This window comes from Puia dinghuensis (assembly GCF_014642875.1).
In the GTDB taxonomy this organism is placed as follows: Bacteria; Bacteroidota; Bacteroidia; order Chitinophagales; family Chitinophagaceae; genus Puia; species Puia dinghuensis.
In genome coordinates, this window is sequence record NZ_BMJC01000002.1 from 1,192,692 (window position 1) to 1,217,705 (window position 25,014).

Annotated in this window: 20 protein-coding genes; 12 read left to right on the forward strand and 8 right to left on the reverse strand. The window is 55.3% G+C overall.

The window, feature by feature from the left end; genetic code table 11:
- Nucleotides 1-6 precede the first annotated feature (6 nt).
- Together IEY39_RS13045 and IEY39_RS13050 are read left to right on the forward strand one after the other, a co-directional pair.
- Nucleotides 7-852, forward strand: a complete 846-nt coding sequence (locus IEY39_RS13045; RefSeq protein WP_188932121.1) for a hypothetical protein — start codon at nt 7-9, stop codon at nt 850-852.
- Between the two features lie 32 nt (nt 853-884).
- Nucleotides 885-1,517, forward strand: a complete 633-nt coding sequence (locus tag IEY39_RS13050) for a hypothetical protein (RefSeq protein WP_188932123.1) — start codon at nt 885-887, stop codon at nt 1,515-1,517.
- An 8-nt stretch (nt 1,518-1,525) separates the two neighbouring features.
- On the opposite strand, the gene IEY39_RS13055 is transcribed toward IEY39_RS13050, so the two are convergent.
- Together IEY39_RS13055 and IEY39_RS13060 are read right to left on the reverse strand one after the other, a co-directional pair.
- Nucleotides 1,526-2,773 carry an MFS transporter gene (locus IEY39_RS13055; protein ID WP_188932125.1) on the reverse strand — a complete coding sequence of 416 codons (1,248 nt, stop codon included), beginning with the start codon at nt 2,771-2,773 and terminating at the stop codon, nt 1,526-1,528.
- Nucleotides 2,774-2,881: 108 nt separating this feature from the next.
- Nucleotides 2,882-3,493: a TetR/AcrR family transcriptional regulator gene (locus IEY39_RS13060; RefSeq protein WP_188932127.1), complete on the reverse strand. Its 612-nt coding sequence runs from the start codon at nt 3,491-3,493 to the stop codon at nt 2,882-2,884.
- 63 nt (nt 3,494-3,556) lie between these two features.
- On the opposite strand from IEY39_RS13060, the gene IEY39_RS13065 reads away from it, so the two are divergent.
- The 5 genes from IEY39_RS13065 to IEY39_RS13085 all read left to right on the forward strand — a co-directional run bounded on the left by IEY39_RS13065 (nt 3,557) and on the right by IEY39_RS13085 (nt 11,727).
- Nucleotides 3,557-5,095 (forward strand): MFS transporter, encoded by a 1,539-nt coding sequence (locus IEY39_RS13065; RefSeq protein WP_188932129.1) that lies wholly within the window; start codon nt 3,557-3,559, stop codon nt 5,093-5,095.
- A 93-nt stretch (nt 5,096-5,188) separates the two neighbouring features.
- Nucleotides 5,189-7,882 (forward strand): DUF1553 domain-containing protein, encoded by a 2,694-nt coding sequence (locus tag IEY39_RS13070; RefSeq protein ID WP_188932131.1) that lies wholly within the window; start codon nt 5,189-5,191, stop codon nt 7,880-7,882.
- A 1-nt stretch (nt 7,883) separates the two neighbouring features.
- Nucleotides 7,884-9,398 carry a DUF1501 domain-containing protein gene (locus IEY39_RS13075; RefSeq protein WP_188932133.1) on the forward strand — a complete coding sequence of 505 codons (1,515 nt, stop codon included), beginning with the start codon at nt 7,884-7,886 and terminating at the stop codon, nt 9,396-9,398.
- Nucleotides 9,395-10,318 (forward strand): sugar phosphate isomerase/epimerase family protein, encoded by a 924-nt coding sequence (locus IEY39_RS13080; RefSeq protein ID WP_188932135.1) that lies wholly within the window; start codon nt 9,395-9,397, stop codon nt 10,316-10,318. The genes IEY39_RS13075 and IEY39_RS13080 overlap by 4 nt, the downstream gene beginning before the upstream one ends.
- Nucleotides 10,315-11,727, forward strand: coding sequence for a c-type cytochrome domain-containing protein (locus IEY39_RS13085; protein ID WP_188932137.1), 1,413 nt, complete (start codon nt 10,315-10,317; stop codon nt 11,725-11,727). The genes IEY39_RS13080 and IEY39_RS13085 overlap by 4 nt, the downstream gene beginning before the upstream one ends.
- On the opposite strand, the gene IEY39_RS13090 is transcribed toward IEY39_RS13085, so the two are convergent.
- Genes IEY39_RS13090 through IEY39_RS13105 form a run of 4 tightly spaced genes read right to left on the reverse strand, consistent with a single transcriptional unit; the run spans nt 11,728 to nt 18,015 of the window.
- The gene (locus IEY39_RS13090) at nt 11,728-12,243 is read right to left on the reverse strand and encodes a VIT1/CCC1 transporter family protein (RefSeq protein ID WP_188932138.1); all 516 of its coding nucleotides are present in this window, start codon (nt 12,241-12,243) and stop codon (nt 11,728-11,730) included.
- A 41-nt stretch (nt 12,244-12,284) separates the two neighbouring features.
- Complete coding sequence (locus IEY39_RS13095) at nt 12,285-13,385, reverse strand: efflux RND transporter periplasmic adaptor subunit (RefSeq protein WP_188932139.1); 1,101 nt, start codon at nt 13,383-13,385, stop codon at nt 12,285-12,287.
- Nucleotides 13,386-13,394: 9 nt separating this feature from the next.
- Complete coding sequence (locus tag IEY39_RS13100; protein ID WP_188932140.1) at nt 13,395-16,616, reverse strand: efflux RND transporter permease subunit; 3,222 nt, start codon at nt 16,614-16,616, stop codon at nt 13,395-13,397.
- Between the two features lie 4 nt (nt 16,617-16,620).
- The gene (locus tag IEY39_RS13105; protein WP_188932141.1) at nt 16,621-18,015 is read right to left on the reverse strand and encodes a TolC family protein; all 1,395 of its coding nucleotides are present in this window, start codon (nt 18,013-18,015) and stop codon (nt 16,621-16,623) included.
- A 119-nt stretch (nt 18,016-18,134) separates the two neighbouring features.
- Here IEY39_RS13105 and IEY39_RS13110 point away from each other — a divergent pair, with 119 nt between their 5' ends.
- From IEY39_RS13110 to IEY39_RS13120, 3 genes are all read left to right on the forward strand, one after another.
- On the forward strand, nt 18,135-18,830 hold the full coding sequence (locus tag IEY39_RS13110) for a LytR/AlgR family response regulator transcription factor (RefSeq protein ID WP_188932142.1): 696 nt from the start codon (nt 18,135-18,137) through the stop codon (nt 18,828-18,830).
- A gap of 109 nt (nt 18,831-18,939) precedes the next feature.
- Nucleotides 18,940-19,143: a hypothetical protein gene (locus IEY39_RS13115; protein ID WP_188932143.1), complete on the forward strand. Its 204-nt coding sequence runs from the start codon at nt 18,940-18,942 to the stop codon at nt 19,141-19,143.
- A gap of 18 nt (nt 19,144-19,161) precedes the next feature.
- Nucleotides 19,162-21,345: an ATP-binding protein gene (locus tag IEY39_RS13120; RefSeq protein ID WP_188932144.1), complete on the forward strand. Its 2,184-nt coding sequence runs from the start codon at nt 19,162-19,164 to the stop codon at nt 21,343-21,345.
- A gap of 60 nt (nt 21,346-21,405) precedes the next feature.
- Here IEY39_RS13120 and IEY39_RS13125 read toward each other — a convergent pair whose 3' ends face one another.
- Nucleotides 21,406-21,831 (reverse strand): response regulator, encoded by a 426-nt coding sequence (locus IEY39_RS13125; protein WP_188932145.1) that lies wholly within the window; start codon nt 21,829-21,831, stop codon nt 21,406-21,408.
- 98 nt (nt 21,832-21,929) lie between these two features.
- Between IEY39_RS13125 and IEY39_RS13130 the strand changes: the two genes are divergently transcribed.
- The gene (locus tag IEY39_RS13130; RefSeq protein ID WP_188932147.1) at nt 21,930-22,832 is read left to right on the forward strand and encodes a helix-turn-helix domain-containing protein; all 903 of its coding nucleotides are present in this window, start codon (nt 21,930-21,932) and stop codon (nt 22,830-22,832) included.
- A gap of 3 nt (nt 22,833-22,835) precedes the next feature.
- Here IEY39_RS13130 and IEY39_RS13135 read toward each other — a convergent pair whose 3' ends face one another.
- Nucleotides 22,836-23,402 carry a DUF4256 domain-containing protein gene (locus IEY39_RS13135; protein WP_188932149.1) on the reverse strand — a complete coding sequence of 189 codons (567 nt, stop codon included), beginning with the start codon at nt 23,400-23,402 and terminating at the stop codon, nt 22,836-22,838.
- Nucleotides 23,403-23,798: 396 nt separating this feature from the next.
- Between IEY39_RS13135 and IEY39_RS13140 the strand changes: the two genes are divergently transcribed.
- Nucleotides 23,799-25,010, forward strand: a complete 1,212-nt coding sequence (locus tag IEY39_RS13140; RefSeq protein ID WP_188932152.1) for an ATP-binding protein — start codon at nt 23,799-23,801, stop codon at nt 25,008-25,010.
- Nucleotides 25,011-25,014 lie beyond the last annotated feature (4 nt).

Below are 25,014 nucleotides of genomic sequence, written 5' to 3' on the forward strand. Positions count from 1 at the left end.
GCGTTTATGAAGTTTCTTATCGGATGCCTGATCCTGTGCTTACCGGGCCAGGCAAGTGAAGCCCAATATTTATACAAAGACCTGGTCGTTACCCGGCAGAACAATGCCCGCTGGAAGCTCTTCCGGGAGAACCATGTAAGTGGAGTTACACTAAAGAGCCTGGAGGCAAACGGCCAGCCTACCGAGGGTTTTGTCGGCGAGCAGACACTGGCTGCGGATTATACGCAGATGACCACCCACACCAAGACAGCAGGTTCGACGGATTCCTGGATCTTTGCCACCTATGCCAACGGATTGATGACAAAGACCGTCGACACCAGTGATACCTACCAGAGTACAACGGAATACCAGTATGATGCGGCCGGACACATTATGTCCATTACTAATACCGCCATCGAGACGGACAACCATCTAAAGGATGTCGAACAGCATCTCTGGAGCTATGATGCCGCGCATCCGGGCAAGCCGGTGTCCATGTTAAAGGTCAAGAACGGGTCGGACACCACCTATATCCGTTTTATTTCGGATGAGAAGGGCAACATCGTCGAGGAAAGAAGTGCCCGGCTGGGCGAGAACCTGCCGACCATCTATTATTATTACGACGCAGACAACCATCTTACCGATATTGTTCGTTACAGCATAAGGGCACAGCGGCTGCTGCCCATGGACATCTTCGAATACGCGGATGGGCGGCTCAGCACCATGCTGGTTGTCCCGGAGGAGGGAAATACCTTTTATCAGAAATGGTATTACACCTATGACGATGAAAAGGGGCTGAAGACAAAAGACCAATGTTACAATAAAGAAAAAGAGCTGCTTGGAAGCGTAGAATACGAGTATAGTTATAAATGAGGCGCCTCCGGCGCCGGCACAAAATACCTGATATGCGTCAGACCATTTGTCTTCTTCTCGTGCTTTGTGGCCTTTCGGGGATGGCACAGGACCTCGATTTCCCCGACTTCCGTAATAAAAAGGACAACTTCGCCAAAATATCGGACAAGGATATGCGCGCCGATGTCGCCAGCTTCGCCCTGGCAGCGGTAGACGAGAGTATCGGGAAGGCGCCCCTGGCCGCCGTGCCGGTGGTGGACTACGGGCCCAATTTTATCAAATACAGCGACGATAATATCCAGGTGACGATAAAGACGGGCATCTTCTTCCAATCCAGGCATAAACTGATGATGCAGGAAGGCCATCTGTTGCGTATCGACGGCAAGCCCTATTATGGCGGCGTCATCGGCGAGCCCCCGCACACGACGATAGAGTCCATTACGGTGCTGGTGGGGAAGGATACTGTCGCCATTCCTCCTACGGCATTTTTCGATCTCTACGACCCGAAATTCAGCTTCCGGGAGAATGGGGCCACGAGAAGCAGAAATGGGGTTTTCCTGTCGGGCGACAAGCATACCTTCTACATCTACCTGCTGAATATAGATAACAAAGGTACCGAGTATACCTTTGTTATCCGTAATAAGCAATACCTGCGACGCATAGTCGACTGGGGTTTTCTGAATTAAGCTGCACGTTACTGGGCCTGCAGCTTCGGGGCCGCTGATGCCTGCAACTGTTTGTTGACCCCGTACATCAATACGGCGCAGATCATAAAGGCGCCGACGGTGACCATTCCCAACGTATCATAATGTATCAATTTGCCGGTAGCGTCCTGCGCAATGATAAAGCCGCCGACGGCCGATGCGATGCCGCCGCCCAACTGCTGCACCGAGGAATTGATGCTCATGAAGGCCCCGCGATCGGGTGCGTCGGGTACGCCCGAAATGAGCGCCTGGCTGGGGATCTGCCGGGAGAATACGGCCGTATACATCAGGGTGTTGATGATCAGCACTTCCCAAAGCGGGGTTAATGAGAGATGTGTGAGCACCTGCACCATTATGGTTGCCAGGATGCTGCCGTCGATGAACATGCGGAACTTGCCGATGCGGTCGCTGCGTTTGCCGATGAGGGGACCGGTGATAAGACCGGACGCGCCGGCCACGATGAAGACGATGGGCAGGATCGTCTCACTGACACCCACATTGTGGACGAGGAAGGCGCTGGAATAGGGCATGATCAGAAAGCCTCCGGTGGAAAGAAACGCCGTAGTTAAGAAGGCCCGGAGATAGCGTTTCTGCGAAATGGTGCGCAGCAGGTGAGCAAGTGGACGCTGGTGGGCGCGTTGCTCCAAATGACCGGTGACGGGTCGCATCCAGCGGAGGATGACAAGGCCGATGGGGAGACAGAAGGCAACGATCATCTGAAAGGGCATATGCCAGCCCCAACGGTTGGCGAGAAAGAGGCCCAAGGGGATGCCCGCCACCTGGCTAACGGAAAAGGCCATCTGCACATAACCCATGACGCGGCCGCGCTTTTCCAGCGGGAAGAGATCGGCGATGATGGCCATATTGACGGAGAAGAGGACCCCGGCGAAGAGGCCCGTGACCATCCGGGCAAAGAGCAGGAAGTTGTAGTCGGGGGCGATGCCGCAGAGCAGGGTGCCGAGGACAAAGCCGGAATAGCAGAAGAGAAGCATCTTTTTGCGATCGAATTTGTCGGCAAAGCCTGCGGTGAGGATACCCGAGACGGCGGCGCTAAAGGCATAGGCAGAGACGACCCAGCCGAAGTGGCCGGGACTGATGTGGAGGACGCGGATGAGTTGGGCGCCCAGCGGAGCCATGATGATGAAGTCGAGTATGACGGTGAATTGCAAGAGGGAAATGACCGCGATGACGAAGGTCTGATAGCCGGTGAAGACCGGGGTTTTGGTTTGCTGTTCCATATGGATGGTTTTGCTTGTGTTTAATTGGTTGGTTTGCTTGCTGTTATTTAAATGAACATTCATTTATTTATGCTGGTAAAAAAATTTGCCCTGTGGCAGCTGGGTTTCTTAGGGCGCCGGGGGCGGGGTTTCGGGTTTTAGTGCTTTCAAGACCAGGGTCAGCGTTTGCATCAGGACCTCATCGGTAAGGGTGAAGGGGTCGCCCGCCATGTTGACCCCGGCCTGATGAAACCGTATGAGGTTGTAGAGGGGGGCGAAGGCAACGGACCAGTAAACTTCGATGGGCATGCGGACAAGTTCTTTATTCTCTATCGCCTTAGTGACCCAGCGTTTCATGGCTTCGCTGAACCCCTGGTGCTTCGTGCGGTGAGCGAGTCTGTGCAGGGGGGTGAACTTGAAATGCTCCATAAAATGCGTTTCGTCGGAGTGCTCGAGATGGTATCGCGCGCGGTTCTTCCATTGGATGGTGAGGCCCGTGGCGAAATCCATTTCGGGGTCGAAACCGGTCATGATGTAGCCGAAATACTTGTCGCATTCGCGCATGTAGAGTTGCTGGATGAGATCGTCGCGGTCTTTGAAATAAATATAGATGGTGGCCGGTGAGACGCCGGCGGCCTTTGCGAGTTTTTGCATGCTCAATCCATCGAAGCCGTCCTTGACGATGGAGGTGAGGGCGTGCTGCAAAAGGGCATCTATTTTATTTTCGTCGCGGGTGCGCATGGTGCAAAAATAAATGAACGTTCGTTCATTTTCAAAAATATTTTTGTCGCCTACCTTTAAGGAATGCCAACTTATCCTCTCCGAAGCGAGGCGGGCCGCTGGGTCCTGGTCTCGACCATCCTGGCCTCCTCCATGGCCTTTATCGACGGCACGGCATTGAATGTCGTGCTGCCGGCATTGCAAAAGGGCCTCAATGCTACTGGCGCCGATCTGTTCTGGATACTCAACGCCTACCTGCTGGTGCTGGCCGCGCTGATCCTTGTCGGGGGTTCGCTAGGGGACCGGCTCGGCCGGAAGCGGGTATACATGATCGGTATTTCCATCTTCCTTCTTGGCAGCGCTGCCTGTGGCGTCGCCCCGAATGTCGGTTACCTCATCGCGTTCAGGGTGCTCCAGGGCATCGGGGGCGCGTTGATGATACCAGGCAGCTTGTCCTTGCTTTCTTCCTCGATAGATGAAAAAGAAAGGGGCAAGGCCATCGGCACCTGGAGCGCCGCGACCACAGTGGTGACCCTGGGTGGACCGATCATCGGCGGAGCGCTGGCGGATGCGGGCTTGTGGCGGTACATCTTCTTTATCAATATTCCCATCGGGCTTGCCGCCTTGCTCATTCTTTCACGAAAGGTGGGCGAGACCAGGGACGCAGACGCCAGCGGCGCGCTCGACCTGCCGGGTGTCTTTGCCATCGCTTTGGGACTGGCCGCGCTGACCTTTGGTTTTTTGCGTATGCCGGAGTTGGGTTTCCACCACTGGGCCGTATGGGGCTCGCTGGCACTGGGGCTGTTGCTGCTGGTGGCCTTTTTGCTGATCGAAGCCAAGAGCCGTCGGCCGATGATGCCGCTGTACCTGTTCGCCAATCCGACGTTCAGCGGGGTCAACGCGCTTACTTTCTTCCTCTATGCCGGGCTTGGCGCGGGGATGCTCTTCGTGTCGCTGAATCTGGTACAGGCCCAGGGGTACAGTCAATTGGAGTCCGGGCTCACCTTCCTGCCGTTCACACTGCTGATGATCGGCCTTGCCCGGTGGGCGGGATCGCTGGCCGACAAGTATGGTCCCCGTTGGTTTCTTGTCGGCGGACCGGCAGTGGCGGGTGTGGGCCTGTTGCTGCTCTCTTTTATCGGCGAGACCCGCGGACCTAGAGATTACTGGACAACCTTTCTGCCCGCGGTGCTGGTCTTCGGCCTGGGCCTGGCTTTCACCGTGGCGCCGTTGACGACGACGGTGATGACTTCCGTGGACGACCGGCATTCCGGAGTAGCTTCGGGGATCAACAATGCGATGACACGCATCTCCAATGTCTTTGCCAATGCCATCTTCGGGGCGCTGGCGGTGCTGTTGTTCACCGGCGTGCTGCGGGGAAAGCTGGATGGATTGTCTTTGCCGCCGGAGATGAAGCAGGAGGTGATGGCCCAGGCGGCCAACCTGGGAAATGCCAAACCTCCGGCCGGTTTGGCGGCAACAGACAAGGAGGCTGTGGCGCGGATCTATCGCGAGGGGTTTATCACGGTGTATGGAGATATCCTGCGGCTGGCGTCGGGACTGGCCTTCCTGGGTGCGGTGATGGGTTTGTTGTTCGTAAGGAACAAGCCGCGACAGCAGTGAGATGGCGAGACGGCGCGCAACACCGCAAACTTGTGACCCGGTGTGTGGCAGGTTGTATTTGGCCCATTCGCGGGATTTGGGTAACTTAAAAGTATGCTTGCTCGACACAAACGCCTGCTTTTGGCCGTAGCGATATTGCTTTCTATCGCACTGGTTTCCTGGCGGATCTTCTCCCCCCGACGGCCGATCGACTTCAACACGCAGGTGAAGCCCATCCTCAATAAAAAATGCATCATCTGCCATGGCGGGGTGAGGCGGCAAGCCGATCTCAGCTTCCTCTTCCGCGCAGATGCGCTTGGTAAAACAAAATCGGGCAAGCGGGCGATCATCCCCGGCGACCCCGATCACAGCGAGATGCTGCGCAGGCTGACGCTCACCGATGTCGAAGACCGCATGCCGTATAAACAACCACCGCTGTCCAAACAAGAGATTGCTATTCTACGTGACTGGATCAAAGAGGGCGCGAAATGGGGTGATCACTGGGCCTACACCCCCGTGCATCCGGTGGAGGTACCACGATCAAAGGCGTCGTTCTTTGGGCTGGTGGGGCCGGCGAAGAATGATTGGGTACGGAATGATATTGATTGTTTTGTTTGGGATAAGTTAAAGACAGTGGGGTTGTCGCCTTCGCAGGAGGCCGATAAGGCAACACTACTGAGGCGGGTGAGCCTCGACCTGACCGGGCTGCCACCTTCTGCCGCACTGGCAAAGCGCTTCCTCGACGACACGAGTGCGGGTGCCTACGAACGGGCGGTCGATACGCTGCTTGCCTCGCCGCATTATGGTGAACGGTGGGCGGCGCTGTGGCTCGACCTGGCGCGCTATGCAGATACCAAGGGCTACGAACGCGATGACAGCCGGAGCATCTGGCGCTACCGCGACTGGCTGATCACGGCTTTTAACCAGGACAAGCCCTACGACCGGTTTCTCGTCGAACAGCTGGCGGGCGACCTGTTGCCCAACCCCACCGACGACCAGCTGATCGCGACGGCTTTTCACCGCAACACGATGACAAACGATGAGGGTGGAACGGATAACGAGGAATTTCGCACCGCGGCCGTGCTGGACAGGGTCAATACTACGTGGCAGGCGCTGATGGGTACCACTTTTGCCTGTGTGCAATGCCACAGCCATCCTTACGATCCGTTTGTACATGATGACTACTACCGGTTCATGGCCTTCTTCAACGATACGCGCGACGAAGATTCCTATGCCGACTACCCGCTGCTGCGAAAGTTTTCGGGTGAGGATAGTATTGGAGTAGCGCGGCTGACGGATTGGGTCCGATCGCACAGTGGCGAGCAGCGCGCAGCGGAAGTGCGCTGGTTTCTCCGTACCTGGCAGCCGGCGATGAACGGGCTGCGGGCCGACCGGTTTGTAAATGCCGAATTAGCCGATACCAAGTGGCTGGCGATGCGGGATCATGGGGTGGCGCGGCTGGCCGGGGTAGACCTCGAGGCGCGGGATCAACTGATCTACCGATACATCGGATTTGTAAAGGGCGGACGTCTGACTTTGCACCTCGACAGTGTGCGTGGACCCGTGTTGCGGGAGATGCCGCTGGATACCTCGCATAACTGGACGATCGCCGCTGCCGACCTGCCGGTGGGCAAGGGGATGCACGATCTATACCTGTGTTATGAGAACCCGGGGTTGGCGAAGAAGCCGGATATGAGCGGGGTACAATTCGATTGGTTCTGCTTTACCCACCGGTTTCCGCAAGGGGATGAGGCGATGAAGAAATTATATTGGCGGCTGGTGTCGGCCGATGTTCCGACTGTGCCGGTGATGATGGACAACCCGCGCGATATGCACCGGCCGACCTATGTCTTTGAAAAAGGCAACTGGCTGGTGAAGGGGGCACGAGTAGAACCGGCAACGCCGCATACGCTGAATCCCTTCCCTACCGGCGCACCGCGTAACCGGCTGGGGCTGGCGCAGTGGCTGACGAGCCCGCAAAACCCGCTGACGGCCCGCACCATGGTCAACCGGCTTTGGGAGCAGCTGTTCGGCACAGGTCTGGTGGAGACGCTGGAAGACCTGGGAACACAGGGGGCGACGCCGACCCACCGGGAGCTGCTGGATTTCCTGGCGTGGCGATTCATGCATGAAGATGGGTGGAGCATTAAGCGCATGTTGCGCGAGATAGTGTTGTCGGCCACCTACCGGCAGGATTCCAGAGTTCGCGCGGATGCGGAGGCGAAGGATGCCGACGATCGGTATTATTGGCGGGCGCCGCGGGTGCGACTCTCCGCGGAGGAGATCAGAGACCAGGCGCTGGCTGTGAGCGGATTGCTGGATGAGCAACTCTATGGTCCTTCCGTTATGCCATGGCAGCCCAAGGGTATCTGGCTTTCGCCATGGAACGGCCAAGACTGGCAAAAGAGCCCGGGGCACGATCAGTATCGCCGCGCCCTTTATACCTATTGGAAACGGACGGCCCCCTACCCTTCCATGATCAGTTTTGACGGGGTGGCACGGGAGGTGTGTACGGCCCGGCGCATCCGGACGAATACCCCATTACAGGCGCTGGTGCTGTTGAATGATTCGGTCTACCTGGAGGCGGCAAAACATTTGGCGGATAAGATGCGAGGAGGGGAAGATCTTGGCGATGCGATACAATCAGGCTACGGGGCGATCATGCTGCGCGCCATGTCGGAGAAAAAGGTGACGGCGATGATGAACTTGTATGCGAAGGCAAGTAAGGCCGGTGCGGGTTCACCTGACGCGATGACGGTAGTGGCGAGTGCATTGTTGAACCTGGATGAGGTGGTAACAAAAAATTGATATGACCCAAAAAGAATTATACAACCAGCGATTGCTGCGCGAGGCGGAAGCAGCCGTTGCGCGACGGGGGACGCGGCGGCATTTCTTACAGGACTGCGCGATGGGATTCGGGGCGTTGGCATTGGGCTCGCTGCTACCGTCCTGCCACAGCAGCAGTATGGGCACGGGCGGCAACCCGATCGTTTTTGATCCGGCACATCCGCTGGCGCCACGCCTGCCGATGTTTCCCGCCAGGGCCAAACGCGTCATCTACCTGCATATGGCGGGCGCGCCGTCGCAACTGGAGCTGTTCGACTACAAGCCCGCATTGGAGAAACTCGATGGCCAGAACTGTCCCGCCTCCCTGCTGGAAGGAAAACGCTTTGCCTTTATCCGGGGAGTACCCAAGATGCTGGGGCCACAGGCCCGCTTTGCGCAGCATGGACAAAGTGGCGCCTGGATCAGCGAGAACATGCCGCACCTGGCAACCATCGCAGACGAGCTTTGCTTTTTGAAGGCCGTTACTACCGATCAGTTTAACCATGCGCCGGCGCAACTGCTGGTGCAGACGGGATCACCCCGGCTTGGACGGCCAAGCATGGGCAGCTGGGTCACGTATGGGCTTGGGACGGAGAACCAGAACCTGCCGGGGTTTGTCGTGCTTACCAGCGGCGGTAAATTCCCGGATGCCGGTAAAAGCGTGTGGGGCAGTGGTTTTCTGCCAAGCGTATACCAGGGCGTGCAATGCCGCAGCGAGGGTGACCCGGTGTTGTTTATCAAAGACCCGGCAGGGATGTCGCGTGATCTGCGGAAGGCGTCCATCGATGCGATAAATGCCGTCAACGCGGAGGAATATAAAGATTACGGTGACCCGGAGATACTGTCGCGCATCTCGCAATATGAGATGGCCTTCAAGATGCAACTATCCGTCCCCGAAACTATGAACATCAACGATGAACCTGCCTATATCCACGAACTCTATGGCACCCAGCCCGGCAAGGCCTGTTTTGCCAACAATATCCTGCTTGCGCGGAAACTGGTGGAGAAGGGTGTCCGCTTTGTACAGCTGTTCGACTGGGGCTGGGATAGCCATGGTACGGAAGCAAGTCTGGCCATCGACGTCGGGTTTATCAATAAATGCCGCCAGGTCGATCGGAGCATTACGGCTCTTATCCTCGACCTGAAGCAGCGGGGCTTGCTGGAGGACACGCTGGTCATCTGGGGTGGGGAGTTTGGCCGGACGCCGATGATGGAGAACCGGGAAGGTAAACCCAATCCCTTCAAAGGCCGGGACCACCATACCGATGCTTTTACTATTTTCATGGCGGGGGCAGGGGTGAAAAAAGGGTTTTCCTATGGGGAGACGGATGAGATAGGGTATTCGGCCATCAGTGGGAAGACGACAGCCTTTGACGTTCAGGCAACGATCTTGCAGCAATTGGGATTCGATCACGAGAAGTTCACCTATGTTTTCGAGGGACGGCCGTTCAGGCTGACGGATGTATTTGGGAAGGTGATTGAAGATATTTTAGTATGAAAAGAAGCACTTTTATCTCAACGAGCTCGGCGGCGGTAACCGCGCTGTTGCTGGGGTCGCTTGAAGCTTTTGCAAAAGACAAGCAATACATGAACAGCAACGCTGGTTTCGAACTAAAGATCATGGCCACCAACTGGGGCTTTGACGGCAGCCTGGACGCCTATTGCGCCAAGGCAAAAAAAGAAGGCTATGACGGCATCGAGATCTGGTGGCCGATGGAAAAACCCGCGCAGGACGAGTTGTTTGCCGCCCTGCATGCCCATGGACTGGATGTGGGTTTTCTTTGTGCGGGGCAGCAAAGCGATTTTGCCGCACATCTCGACCTTTTCCGGCGGATGACGACGGCAGCGGCGACCAACACGGTGCAGCGGCCCCTGTATATCAACTGTCATTCGGGCCGCGATTATTTCAGCTATGACCAGAACAAGGCCTTTCTCGATCACACCCGGGAGCTTGCGGCAAAAACAGGTATCACCATCTGTCATGAGACACATCGGAGCCGCATCTTGTTTGCGGCGCCCGTCGCGCGGCACTACCTCGAAAATGATCCCGATCTTCGGGTGACCTTTGACGTATCACACTGGTGCAATGTGAGCGAAAGCCTGTTGCAGGACCAGGCGGCGACCGTCGATCTGACGTTGTCACGGGTGGACCATATTCATGCACGGATAGGCCATCCGGAGGGGCCACAGGTGAACGATCCCCGGGCCCCTGAGTGGAAGGCGGCGGTGGATGCCCATTTTGCGTGGTGGGACAAGGTTGTCGAGCGAAAGAAGAAAGAGGGCCGTCGCCTGACGATATTGACAGAATTCGGTCCGCCCGACTATATGCCCACGCTGCCGTATACGCGCCAGCCGCTGGGGGATCAGTGGGCCATCAATGCGCATATGATGCACATCTTAAGAAGCAGATACGCATGAGGTGGATCGCGCATTTTCATCCGGTGATCGTTCATTTACCCATCGGGATGTTGCTGGCGGCCTTGCTGTTGCAGGTGTTGTCAGGCAGGCCGGCGTATGCGGCTTTGCGGCCTGCCGTGCCAGTGGTGTTGCTGGCGGGGGCGGTGTCGGCTATAGCTTCCTGTGTGACGGGGTGGCTGCTGGCCGCCGACGGAGATTACGAAGAATCGCTTGTAGCCTGGCACCGATGGCTGGGGATCAGCCTGACGCTGCTGTCGCTGGTGGTGTACTGGCGGGTGCGCCGGCGGGGGTTCGACCGGATGCATACACTATTGTCGCTGGGATTGCTGGCACTGGTGGTTGTGACCGGCCACCTGGGTGGATCGCTTACCCATGGATCGGATTACCTGGCCGTCGGCGGCAGTGCTTCGCCTGCATCGGCGGAGGTGGACAGTCCCATTGTCAACGTGCAGGCAGCGAAGGCCTATGCGGAAATAGTGCGGCCCATTCTGCGGGACAACTGCTTCAGCTGTCACGGCGCTACGCGCCAAAAAGGCGGGTTACGGATGGATGAGACCGCGGCGCTGATGAAGGGTGGAAAAGATGGGGTGGTGATCGAGCCTGGCAACGGGAGCGGGAGCGAACTGATCAAACGTTTGTTGTTGCCCGAAGAGGAAGAGCATCACATGCCGCCAAAGCAGAAGAAACAATTGACCGAGCGGCAGATCGCGCTATTGCATTGGTGGATCGACCAGGGGGCTGACTTTACGCGCCGGGTCGCGGAGCTGAAACAACCTGATTCCGTTCGCCCGGCCTTGCTGGCGGTGCAGTCGGTGCATCCGAGGACGATGGTAAGCGATGTACCCTCCGATGCGGTGGAGGCGCCGGACCGGCGAGCGGTTGAGGCGTTGCGGGCAAAGGGGGTGCTGGTGATGCCGGTGGCGCAGAATAGTAATTGGCTGGATGCGGATCTTTCGGGGGCGGCAGCGGCGGGGAGCAAGGTGCAGGAGGTAGTAGTGCTGTTGTCGGCGTTGAAGAAACAGCTGCTCTCGCTGCGGGTTGATCACACGGATGTTGGCGACAGCGGACTGGCGGCGATCGGTCAGTGTGTGGCGTTGCGGTCGCTCGACCTTGCCGGTACGCGGATAACGGATGCCGGATTGGCAGCACTGCGCGGGTTGCGGGAGTTGCGGGTGTTGAACCTGGTTGGGACGGGAGTGAGCGTCGCAGGGGTGGAGGGATTGAAAAGGCTGACAAAGCTGCGGGCTATATATCTATACGGAACAAAGGTGGGGCATGAAGATTGGACTGCGCTGAAAAAGGCGTTTCCCAAAACAATGCTGGATACGGGGGGCTATTCTTTACCGGTGCTGGCGACGGATACGGCGGTGGTGCGAGCTCCCGCCCCGGGTGGGCCAGGGAAGAAGTGATCAGCTCTTCCCGATGAAGATACCCGCGAGAAAAACGATGACCCCGCCGATGATGATCTGGATGGCCGCCTTCCCGAGAGGTGTTTCCATGTACCGGTGGCGGACCCAGGCGATGACGAACAGTTCGACGACGACGATGGCGATGGCGACGGTCATGGCCGTTTTGAAATAGGGGATAAGAAATGGCAGGGCGTGGCCGGCTGCGCCGATGAAGGTCATCGCGCCTTCCACCAGACCGCGATTGACGGGGCTGCCGCGACCGCTGAGCTTGCCGTCGTCGGAGAGAGCTTCGGAGAAGGCCATGCTGATCCCTGCGCCGACGGCAGTTGCCATGCCGACGAGAAAGGCGGTATGGCTGTTCCGGGTGGAGAGGGCTGCGGCGAAGAGCGGTGCGAGCGAGGATACGGAGCCGTCCATGAGACCGGCGAGACCGGGTTGGATGACCCGGAGAATAAAGTTCTTTTTTTCGGTGGCATCGTCGGTCTTTGCCAGGTTATCGGTCGAAGTGCTGTCCATGCCAGTGGGTTTTTGTGAAGGTAGGTGAAATCTGTATGTTTTTAATTGGTGCGTACGGTAGTGCCGCTTTTTAGTTCGTCGGTGGCATTTGCGACGAGCTGATCGCCTGCCTTGAGATCGCCGAAGACCTCGACCTTGCCGCCGGATTCCCGGCCTTTCTGTACGGTGACCCATTCTGTTTTCCCACCGGTGACGCGAATGACAAATATCTGTTTGCTGTTGGCCGTCACTGCCGTGAGCGGTACGATGAATTGTTCATCGCTATTGGTGAGGTCGAGTGATACCTGCGCGAACATCCCGGGCAGCAGGACGGCATGGTCGTTGGAAACGTCCATCTGCAATTGTTCGGTACGCAGCTGCATGTCCAGGCTGCCGGCCATCCGCGTGATGTTTGCAGTGAAGGTGCGGCCGGGCAGGGTCTGAACGGTAAAATGCACCGTGTCCTTTTCCCGGAAGTAGGCCGTAGCAGCTTCGGGCACGGCGATGACCAGCCGCAGGCGGCGTTGTTGCTGGAGGGTCATGAGCGGAATAAAAGAGCCTTTCCCCGCCGGACCGGCGTATGCCCCGGGATAGATATTCCGGGAGCTTATGACCCCATCGAACGGCGCCCGTATCTGAAGATAAGATTGGAGATCGGTGGACTCCTGGTACCTTGACCGGGCGGCGGCAAGATTGGCACTGTCGCTGTTCATCTTTGCATTGGCCAGTTCGAGCTCGTTCGGGGAAACGGTGCCGGGGATCTTGCTGGTAGCATACAGCCGGTCGTAAGTGGCCCTGGAAGCCCGGAAGTTCGCTTCCTGGGTGTGAAGAAGGGAAGCGGATTCGTCCATGGCGGCCCGCAGCTCGGGTGCATCCAGGGTGGCCAGCAGTTCTCCTTTATGGACTTCGCTACCGACATCGACATACATCTCCTTTACAAAACTGTTGACCTTTGCATACAGATCGACGGACTGGAAGGGTAACAGTTGCCCGGGCAGGGTCATCGAAGAAGTGAGCCGGCCTTTGCTGAGTGCGATGGTCTGTACAACGACGGCGCTATCGGGTTTGCTGCCGGTGGCCGCCGGGGCTTCCCCGCCACAAGAGGCGAAGAGCGCTGCCAGCGGGGCAATGAGGATGGCCGGTAAAAAGCGATACTTTTTCATTGTATTCTATTAATGGTTTGCTAATGGGTTTTGAGAGGCCGCAGGTTCGTAATGCAGACTCTGGGCATCATCCGGGTCGAGGGATACATGGTGAACCGAGGATTTTTTCCGGATGCGGTAGAAGATAAGGGGCAGAACAAGCAACGAGGCAATCGTGGAGGCTAGCAGCCCCCCGATAACAGCCCTGCCGAGAGGGGCGCTTTGCGAGCCTTCACCAAGGCCGGATGCCATGGGGATCATCCCGACTATCATTGATATGGAGGTCATGAGGATGGGTCGCAGTCGGAGGGCGGCTGCTTCGATGGCAGCCTTTGCCGCGTCAGCCCCGGACTTCCTGATCTCTTCGGCATTGGTCACCAGCAGGATGGCATTGGCGACAGAGACGCCTACCGACATGATGATCCCCATATAGGATTGCAGGTTGAGTGTAGAACCGGTGGCCAGCAGGAGCAGGAGTGAACCCGCCAGCACCGCAGGAATAGCAGTGATCACGGTGAGGCCCAGTGGAAACGACTGGTAATTGGCTGCCAGCATCAGCAGCAGCACCACCACGGTGATGATCAGTCCTGTTTGCAGGCTGTTCAGGGTTTCGGTGAGGAGGTTGGTCAGGCCGCGCGTCTCTACCCGGACGCCGCGAGGCGGTGCGCCCACGGTGGCGAGGGCCTGCCGGACGGCGGTGGCGGCTGCGCCCAGGTCTTTGTGGTAAATGTTAGCGCCGATGGAGAGGAAGCGGGTGGCGCCCTGGCGATCGTATTCGCCGACGACTTTGTCTTCGGTGATACTCGCGACATCACCCAGCACAGGCCGGCTGTTGTTGGGACTCACCGGTGTAGCGGCCAGTTCCTGGATGCTGCTCATCGCCGTTTGCGGTACTTCCACCTGAACCTCGTAGGAGTTGGCATTAGCCTCGTTGAGCCAGAGCATTTTGTTTACATAGCGACTGGAGGAAGTAGCTTCCGTAAGTGAGTTGGAGACCTCGGACATCGTAAGCCCGAATTGTTTGACTTTGTCGCGATCGATATCGATGCGGAGGGCCGGGTTGTGCAGCTGTTCCTTCAGGCCTATATCCCGCAGGAAGGGTATCTTATGCAGTGCGGCTTCGATCTTTTTGGCATAGGCCTGGCTGGCGGCAAGGTCGGGGCTCATGACGGCGATCTCGATGGGGGTCGCTGCGCCCTGGGACATGATCTTGTCGGTGAGGTCGATGGGTTCATAGGATACGCTTACTTCGGGCAAAGCCTTATGGAGAGCGATGCGGTAACGTTCCTGCAGATCGTCGACGTTCTCCTTGTAGCTGGGGTCCATGCTCACCTGCATCAGTATCTCGTTAGGACCGCTGGTGAAAAGGATGATGGACAGGGTCGGGAAGGAAGACGGCATCTGGCCCGCAAAGGCGGAGATGATGTCGACATGCTGTTTTCCACCCACCACCTGGTACAGTACCTGCTGCGCCTTCTGCAAGGTAGCTTCGGTGACTTCGAGGCGACTGCCTTCCGGCGCCCGAAGGCGTAGCTGAAACTGCCCGTCATTGGCAGCGGGGAGGATATCTTTACCGATGTGGGTGGCGACGACAATGGTGAGGGCGGCGGTGATGAGGAAATAGACTGCAATGGTGAGCCTGCTGCGGCGCATGAGTGCTTCCAGCAGACGTGTGAAGGCTGCTTTAAACTTGTCGAAGGCGCCGGGGGGTTTGGGGGCTGGGGCGGCGCCGGGGGTTTTTTCACTGTGGGCCGTGGCCGGAGTTGCAGCGTGCGGCTTGTCCTTTAATATCCAGTTGGCCAGCACAGGTACAAGGGTCTGTGATAGCAGGTAGGCCGGGATCATCGCAAAGCCTACGGCCAACGAAAGGGGAAGGAACATCCCCTGTGGCACGCCTGTCATCAGGAAGGCGGGTGCGAATACCGCCAGGGTGCTGAGAAGGATCAGCAGCTTGGGAAGAGCGATCTCATGACAGGCGTCGGCGATGGCCCTTGCCTTGGATTTGCCCATCTCCTGGTGCCGGTGGATATTCTCAATGGTAACCGTCGACTCATCCACCAGAATACCAATAGCCAATGCAAGGCCGCCCAGCGTCATGATATTGATGGTCTGACCGAAGAGCTTCAGGAGCAAGGTGCTGGCGATGATGGAGATGGGTATGTTGAGAATGACAATAAAAGCGCTACGGGGGTCACGAAGGAAGAGCAGCACCATCAGGGATGTCAGGCCTGCACCGATGGCGCCTTCGATGACGAGGCTTTTTACGGCATTGCTGACATAGACGGATTGGTCGAAGACATACTTCAACTCCACATCCGGGGGAAGAAGGCTCTGCATATGCGGGATGGCTGCTTTCAGGGCCTGGACGACCGACCAGGTGGAGGCATTGGCGTTCTTGATGATGGGGATATAGATCGATCGTTTGCCGTTGATATAGGCAAAGCCGGACGTTACGTCGGCGCCATCCTCTACTGTCGCCACATCCTTTACATAAATGGTAGCACCATTCTGGTACAGAAGGGGGATGTTGGCAAAGTCGGGAACATTGCGGACGACGGTGTTGGCAGGCGTGATATAACTCAGGTTGCCGATGTTGACATTTCCCGCTGGCGAGATATGACTGTTGTCCTGGATGGCTGTCGTTATCTGTTCGGGCGTGATGTTATGGCTGCGCATCAGTGCGGGATCGGCCTTGATCACCACGGTACGCACGTTGCCACCGATGGGCGGAGGTGAAGAGAGGCCGGGCACGCTGGAGAAGCTGGGCCGGACCCAGACGCTGGCAAGGTCTTGTAATTCATTGTTCGACCGTTTGGGGCTGCTGAGCGTCAGCTCCCCAACAGGAAGCGTCGAGGCATCGAAGCGGATGATGATGGGCGGCGGTGTGCCGGGCGGCATTTCAGCAAAGGCGCGGTTAGTAAGGGCAGTGACCTCGGCCGCAGCTTGGGCCATATTGGTGCCGCTGTAAAAGCTTAGCTTCAGCATGCTCAGGCCCTGGATATTATTGGTCTCGATGGCCTTTATGCCGCCGACATAGAGGTAGAGGTTCTGGTAGTTGGTGGCTACAAAACCTTCCATCTGCTGGGGCGACATCCCGCCGTAGGGTTGTGAAACGTAAATAGTAGGGATATCAAGGGAAGGGAAAATGTCAATGTTGATACGCATGACGGCCGTCATCCCAAAAAGTACCAGGGCGGAGACGAGGACGATCACCGAGATGGGTTTGCGTAATGCGGAGGAGATGAGATTCATAACCTTAGAATTGTTGTAAGAATGGAGTTAAATCACCGATGGTGCCGGCTTTGAAAAGGAGGGCCTGCCAGACGGCGTTGCAGGCAATGTCCCGATCGATCTCCGCCCTGTTGAGCAGGTAGAGCGTCTGGGAAACATCGACGATATTGGTGAGGCCATTCTGGTAGAGAGCTTCCTTCTGCAAGTAGGCCTGAGCGGCAGATTGAAGCTGAATGGGAGTCTCCCGATATTTTGCCAGCGTGTTGCGTATCTGCTGGTCGGAGAGCGTCAATTGGTTGATGAGGTTGTTCTGCTCTAACTCATATTCGTTGGTAAAGGCAGCTGAGCGCTGTTGCTGGGCAGCGGCCCTCGAGTGGGTGCGGAAACGGTCGGTAAAATCCCAGGTGATTCCGATGCCTACGAGATAGTTGGCGCGGTAGGGTTCGATGCCGTTGACGAAGCTTGTCGAGTAATCGGTGGGGTTGGTGGCATATGTATTCCCGAAACCGGAGCCCCTATCCTGTCCTGCCGCGAATAGATTGAGGCGGGGCAGGCCAGCTTTTTTTATGTAGGAGGAAAAAAGGTTACTGGTGGTTATCTCACTGGCGAGGAAGCGCAGGTTGGGATTCGCGGTGACGTCGGGAGCCGGAGTGGTGATCAGGTCTTTGGGTAGGGTCTGCGAGGCCGCGGTGTCGACGAGAAAGGTCCGGGGCCTTATGCCCATCTGGGTCGAGAGCTGGTTAGCCTGCACCTGTTCAAAGTTTTGGGCGTCGATAAGCGAGAGCCGGGCATTGGAGACCTCGGCATTGGCGATAGAACTATCGACTCCGGGATTGAGGCCACCCGCCGTCCGGGCCACGATCACCGCCCTGAGCTGCAAGGTGCGACTGAGGTTGGATTCCATGGCCATACGGACATGAATGGCGGCTAAAAGCGAGAGGTAAGCACCTGCCACCCGCACCTGCTGCTGGAAGACCTGCCGGGCCAGTGCCTGCAGATCCTGCTCAAACTGACCACGGGCAACAGCTACATGTGCCCGTTGAAGGCCGAAGGAATAGAGGTTCCAGTCGATGTTGGTGAGGTACAGCGCGCCAAAGGCGGTTTGCCAGTTTTGTGTGGCGGTGGCCGGTCCGCCCGTAAGCGTGATGAGGCCGGGCACACCGTTGGACAGACCGTTGCCCCCGTCGAGGGTACCGTAGGCGGTCTCGACGCCCACGACGAAGTCAGGGAGTCCATCCTGTTTGGCAGCTTTCAGCTCGAGGGCGGAGGCGTTGGCTATATGTTGTGCTGCTTTTATCTGCGGGTAGTTGACGGTGGCGATGCGGATGGCTTCCTGCAGCGTGAGGACGGAGTCCGCGGGTTGCGCCAGGATGCTTTGCGTCAGGAGCAGACAGATCGGAAGGAGGAAGATTGGTCGCATGTCGGCATATTTTTTTGCTGGTGTAAAACTAGCGCCGGGCGGAAGGGAATCCCGGGGCCAGTCGCCGAACGGGCAAAAGCTGTCGTTGGAAAATATCCGTAAAAATTTATTTTTACAGTATGAACGTGCTTATCATCGACGACAATGCTATTGCCCGATCGGTCTTACGGAAGCTTTGCTCCCAGCAGAAGGACATTATTGTCGCGGGGGAATGCGCTACGGCCGTCGAGGCCCATAATTTCCTGCAGGAGCAGCCGGTCGACCTCCTGCTGCTGGACATAGAGATGCCGGAAATGAACGGCCTGCAGCTGGTACAATTACTCGGCGCCAACCGCCCCGTCATCGTCTTCACGACTTCCAAAAAAGACTACGCCAGCGAGGCCTTCGATCTCAATGTCGCCGACTATATCGTCAAGCCCGTAACGCCGGTCCGGTTCCTCCAGGCGATGGACAAGGCCCGCGACATCATCGAAAGCAACCGGGAGGAAGTGAAATGGACGGACGAAGAATTCATCTTTATCCGGGACAGCACCGTCATCAAACGGCTGAAGGTGGACGATATCCTTTTTGCCGAGGCGATGGGGGATTATGTGAAGCTGTATACACCGCAGAAATTCTATGCCATTCATACGACGCTGAAGGCCGTGGAAGACCGGTTGCCGGCGAGCCGGTTCCTGCGGGTGCACCGGTCGTTTGTCGTCGCGCTGAATAAAATAGATACGATACAGGAAGGCGTACTGATCATTGACGATAAACCGGTGCCCGTAGCCGATGCCTACCGGAAGGCACTCAATAGCCGCATGAATATTCTCTGACGGCTCCGCGGCTGACTCCCGCCGACCAATTTTCCTTTTCCGGCGATGGTTCCTCCCCACCCGGCGACAGCCGGCTCCCGCGCAGGGCAAGTTGCCGGACATTTGTCCTATGAAATTTTATTATACCATCATCTTTTTCCTGGACTTGCTGGCCATCGGTGGGCTGGCCTTTGTGTTGTTCCAGGAGGTGGACGGCAGAGCACCGGCATGCGACAAGATGATCCTGGGCCTCGCACTTATTCTGGCCATTGCACTGATGGTCCTGCTCATATTGGACTATCTGCGGCGCGGAACAGGGCCCAGCGATAAATAGGTTAACTTAGGCATCACAATGACCAGCAATCGGTTTATCTATATCATCTTAGCCGCCTTCATCGCCGGGGTGTTGCTGTTGATCTATATTCAATACAACTCTTCGCGAAGCATCGACCAGCTGATCGACGGCAACCGGTTGCTGTTGAATGACATGAAGCTGGGCAACGATCTCCGTGAGATGGAGCGCGATCTCCTTTCGGAGGAAAGCAAGATCCGGGCCGCGGTGGCAACGGGTGATCCTTCCTTCCTGCAAGGCGCCGATGAGCAAATCGCCGATGCACGGGCCAACCTGGATACGCTGCGGCGAATGAATCCGGATACAGGGTCGGACAAAGACATCGATCGACTATCGGTGCTGGCAAGGGAGAGGCAGGGCAGAGAGAAGCTGGTCGATAGCTTTTTTCATGTGGGGAAGACGCCGCCATCATCGATCATCGCCAATACCCGGACAAGAGAGGCGGCAAACGAGATCAACACCATCATGCGGCGCCTCTATGCCCGCCGGAAAGACCGGCTGGCTGCGGTCAGCGCTTCGGTGCAGAAATATGGGCGCATCGCCCGCACCAGCGGGATCATTCTCATCTCTCTTATGCTGCTTAGTGCCGGCGCATTGTTTTGGTTCATCATCGATCGCATCCGGAAACAGAACCAGCTGATCAGTGAGCTTGACACCTCGGAAAGGAAATTACAGGAAGCGGTGCGGATAAAGGAGAATTTCCTGGCCAATATGAGCCATGAGATCCGGACCCCGCTGAATTCGATCATCGGGTACACCGGCCTGCTTGCCCGCCAGCCGCTGAACGAGCCATCCCGCGAATTCGTCATCGCGATCAGTCAGTCGGGCGCCAATCTCCTGGCCATCGTCAACGATATCCTCGATCTGTCCAAGATCGAAGCCGGCATGATGCGGGTAGAGACGAGTCCATTCAGCATCCGGCAACTGTTGCATTCAGTGGACACCCTTTTCCGCCACCGGATAGTGGAGAAAGGATTGAGCCTGGAAGTCATCATAGACGACAATGTTCCGGATAATCTCCTGGGCGACGCTACCCGGTTAACGCAAATCCTGGTTAACCTCATAGGGAATGCCCTGAAATTCACCGAAAACGGCGGCATCACCCTACACGCAGCAACCAGGCCTGCCAGGCAGGGTTACATCCAACTGTGGGTCACCGTTAGCGACACCGGCATCGGCATCGCAAAAGATCAACTCTCCCGCATCTTTCAACGCTTCTCCCAGGCGGAAAGCTCCATCACCCGCAAGTATGGCGGCACCGGACTCGGACTGGCCATCGTAAAAGAGCTGATCGATCTGCAAAAGGGCTCCGTTGAAGTGGAAAGCGCGCCCGGAAAGGGAACGACCTTCCGGTTTTATATTCCGTATGAGACCGTTCAGACGGCGCCCGCACGGCTCACTGCACCGCAGCCTGGTGTTCCTGCCGCGCTGCACGGCGCAAACGTCCGTATCCTTATCGCCGATGACAACAAGATGAACCAGCGATTGATGGAACATTTGCTTGCCGGCCAGGGTCTCGGCTACGATGTCGTCGACGACGGCCGGCAGGTGATCGAGTTTCTCGGGCAAACCACCTACGATCTTGTTTTGATGGATATCCAGATGCCGGTGATGGATGGTTATACGGCTACCCGCATCATCCGGCAAGAGTTGCGGTTGACGGTACCCATCGTGGCCATGACGGCTCATGCAATGCCGGGAGAAAGGGAAAAATGCCTGGCCAGCGGGATGAATGAATACCTGTCCAAACCCATCGTCGAAGCAGAACTATACCGCGTGCTCGGCCAGCTGCTGCGCATCTCACCTGCCCCGGTAACTCCCTCCCATCCCACTGCCCCGGCTACCGGTTACCGCTTCATCGACACCACTTATCTCCGGGAACTCAGCGGGGGCGACAAGGCATACGAGAGGGAAATGGCCGGCCAATTCCTCGAAACCATCCCGACCCACCTGCAAGAGATGGGGTCGGCCCTGGCTGCCGGCGACCGAGCGACAGTGAGTCAGATAGCGCATAACATGAAAACGACTGTTTCCATCATGGGAATGGCCGAGCGGTTATTCGTACTCCTCGATATGCTGGAGTATCCCGAGGGGTTCAACGATCTTTCCCTAGTGTTTGGAGCGTTGAAGCAAGTGTGCGGGTTGGCAATAGAAGAGACACGCCGCTTTGCCGCGGGGAATTAGAAAAGGGGTTTCACAATGGAAACCCCTTCGGGATACCGGATTCAAACGGGGGATTAGGGTTTACCGACAGCGCGTCGCCTGCCGCAGCAAGTACCGGAACTTCTCGATCGACAGCGGTTTGGAACAAAAACCCTCGAAATATTTTTTTGTATACAGATGATCTATTTCGCGCTGCTCTGATGTGGAAGAGAGCACGAAGACCTTGTACCGATCGTGAATAGTATCGGGAAGCCGGGCAAATTCATCGAGGAATTTGTATCCGTCCATATCCGGCATGTGAAGATCGGAGAAGATAAGGCCCCGGCGCAGGCGGGAATGGTCTGAAGGGGTGGCTGTATCAAGCAGGTATTGCAGAGCGTCCTTCGCAGCGGGGAATAGCCGCATTTTGTCTTTTCGAAAGCATCTGCCGACGGTTTTTTGGGTAAACGCCAATGTAAACGGATCGTCATCTATGAGAATTATTTCCATTTTCAAGGGCATCGTCATGAGTACAAATTTACCCCACTGGCGTCAGGCCTTATGCGAAGGATTACGCCGGAAATAGGACAATATGGACTTTTTTACGTATATTTAAATATTGATATATGCCGCAAAAATCGATGCCTGTCTACGATATCGATGATTTCAAATATCTCGGGCTGGAGGATAACTTTTATGCCAATACCTTCCGGGAGCATCTGACCCAACACTCCCATATCATCCTTGCCCCTCACCGCCATACCTTTTACCTATGCGTTTTGTTCACGTGTGGGAAGGGTGTTCATGAGATCGACTTCCATAAGTATGATATCCGGCCCGGGAGCGTGTTCCTGCTATTCCCGGGACAGGTGCATAACTGGCGGGTGTCGGATGATACTGACGGATACATCCTTTTTCATAAAAAGGAGTTCTATAACATGAACTTCATTCATGAGAAAGTAGAGCATTTCCCTTTCTTCAACTGTATCCAGAATGCGCCGCTGCTGCGGCTGAAACCGCAGCAGGTGGATACGATAGAGCCGGTATTCAAAGAGATCGTAGAAGAATACCGCAGCCAGGAGCTGATGCGGATGCAGAAAATAGGTTCGCTGCTGAACGTGCTGTATATCGATCTTTCCCGGATGTACATTCCTTCTGACCTGCGAGCGACGAAGATCGAAACGCAACTCGCGCATGTGCGTAGGTTGGAAAAGCTGATCGACGACCATTTCCGGGAGACAAAGTCCCCGGCAAAGTATGCGGAAATGATGTTCATGAGCGAAAAGAACCTCAACAGGGTGTGTAAGAGCTGCCTGGCCAAGACAGTCTCGGAGGTGATCAGTGACAAGATCATGGTGGAGGCCAAAAGAATGCTTATCTATTCAGAGTTGACCGTCGCGCAGGTAGCGACAGAGCTTGGGTATTTGGATAATTCCTATTTCACCCGGATGTTCAAGCGGAAGACAGGACTAACGCCGTTGGAATTTCAAAAAACATATAGAAATAATCTGGAGCGGAAGAGTGGATAAAATTTATACCCTCAGCAAACCCCGGAACCCTCTGGCGGCATAGTAAGAGTCCGCACCATTGTGATACACGAAGACTGTGTCGTATCGGCGATCACAAAAGAGGGCACCACCGAGTTTTCTGATATCAGAAGGTGTTTTCACCCAGCTCGATGTTTTCGTATCGAATTTTCCCAATTGCTGCAACTCCCGATATTGCTCCTCCGCTAAAAGTTCAATGCCCATCGCCGCGGCCATATCAATAGCGTTATTTTCTGGTTTGTGTTCTTTCCTTGACTCCAGCGCTTTACGGTCGTAACAAACACTTCTGCGACCTTTAGGGCTTTCCGTTGAACAATCATAAAAAATGTACTCGTCTGTCCCTTTATCATAACCAACAACATCCGGTTCACCGCCGGTTGTTTCCATTTCATTGAGTGACCACAGTTTTTTAGTATCAGCTTCGAGCTTTGCTTGTACTTTAGCCCAATCGAGACCTTTATGGCGGTTGCTATTTTTCTCAAATCGGGATCTCAAGACGGCAAGGAGCTCTTGACGTTGTGTAGGTGACAACTCCTTTTTATTGCTCTTCATTTGGGAGGACATTTGTACCCGGGACGGGAGTTGTATCGAACTTTTGGAATAGGTTCATGGATCTTCTAGAGTTTTTGGAAAGGTAAAAAAGTCCCACTTTCAGCCGTAGAAAGAGCCTTTCAAAAGTGGTCAATCAGGCCGGGCCAGAGACTGAAACGACCAATAATTGATTATATATCATCAAATTACGTCTTTTGCCAAAATGTGGGACACTGTCTCACAAATTCGGGCAAAGAATAATAGGAACGAGCTTTTTGTGGATTTGATTCCATAAAAAGGAGGTAATTCGTGGAATATAGATAATTTAATCAATCAATAGTAATAATTATCCGATATTTTTATCTATATATAGGATAAAATATCCAAAATTTCTTAATTTTACGGAAAGCAGGAGATATGAGGAGAGCGTTATTTGACCAATTGGCTGCCCATCTCGATAAAAAGGAATTTACCGTTCTGACGGGTGCACGACAAACCGGCAAATCCACTTTGCTCCGGCAACTGGAAATCCATTGCAAAGAACAATCTCTTCCCAGTGTATTCCTGAACCTTGAAAATAGGGACGTTCTTTCTATTCTGAACGAACGGCCACTGAACCTGCTTAATTATCTCCCTGATGTGAAGCAGAGGGTCATAGCTTTCATTGACGAAATACAATACCTGGATGACCCATCCAATTTTCTGAAGCTATTATATGACGAACATGTCCAGCAGGTGAAGATCGTCGCAACCGGCAGCAGCGCCTTTTATATTGATGATCATTTTCGGGACTCGCTTGGAGGCAGGAAAAGAGTCTTTCAACTTTTAACCTGCTCATTTAGTGAATACCTGCAATTGAACGGCAAAGATCAACTACTGCAGGAATTAAAAAGAATATCGTCCAATGAGAAAGCTAGGACCTCTCAATTGGACTACCTCCGGCAGGAATGGGAATCTTATATGTTGTATGGAGGTTATCCGGCAATTATTACTGAGCCGGATAAGAAAGAGAAGATAGAAAAGCTGAGAGAAATCAGGGATTCGTTTGTTAAAAGAGACATCCTGGAATCCGGGGTACAGAATGAAACGGCCTTTTTTCATCTGTTTAGACTCCTGGCAGAACAAAGCGGAAGTCTGATCAACGTGCATGAACTGTCAGTCACTCTCCGAATCAAAACGGATACTGTAAACAACTACCTGCACATTTTACAGAAATGTTTTCATCTGGCACTGGTAAAACCATATTTCCGTAATCTCAGGAAAGAGCTGACAAAAATGCCTAAAGGGTTCCTGTTGGATACCGGTTTGCGCAATTGCCTGCTCAACAATTTCCAACAGCTACAGATTCGAATGGATAGAGGTGAACTTTGGGAAAACATGTATTTCAGGAATCTGATGGACAGGTACGGCTTAGATCCAATATATTATTGGCGTACTTCGGATGGCAATGAAGTTGATTTCGTATTACCTGAAAAGGAAAACCCATTTGCAGTTGAAGCAAAGTACGATAAGGCTCAAATCAAATCCGGCAAATACAAAAAGTTTGTTGAGACTTATCCCGAAATTCCCTTGCATTATGCGTGGCTGCATCCTTTTGATGAAGACTTTTTCAGAAGATTGAATCTTTGAAAAT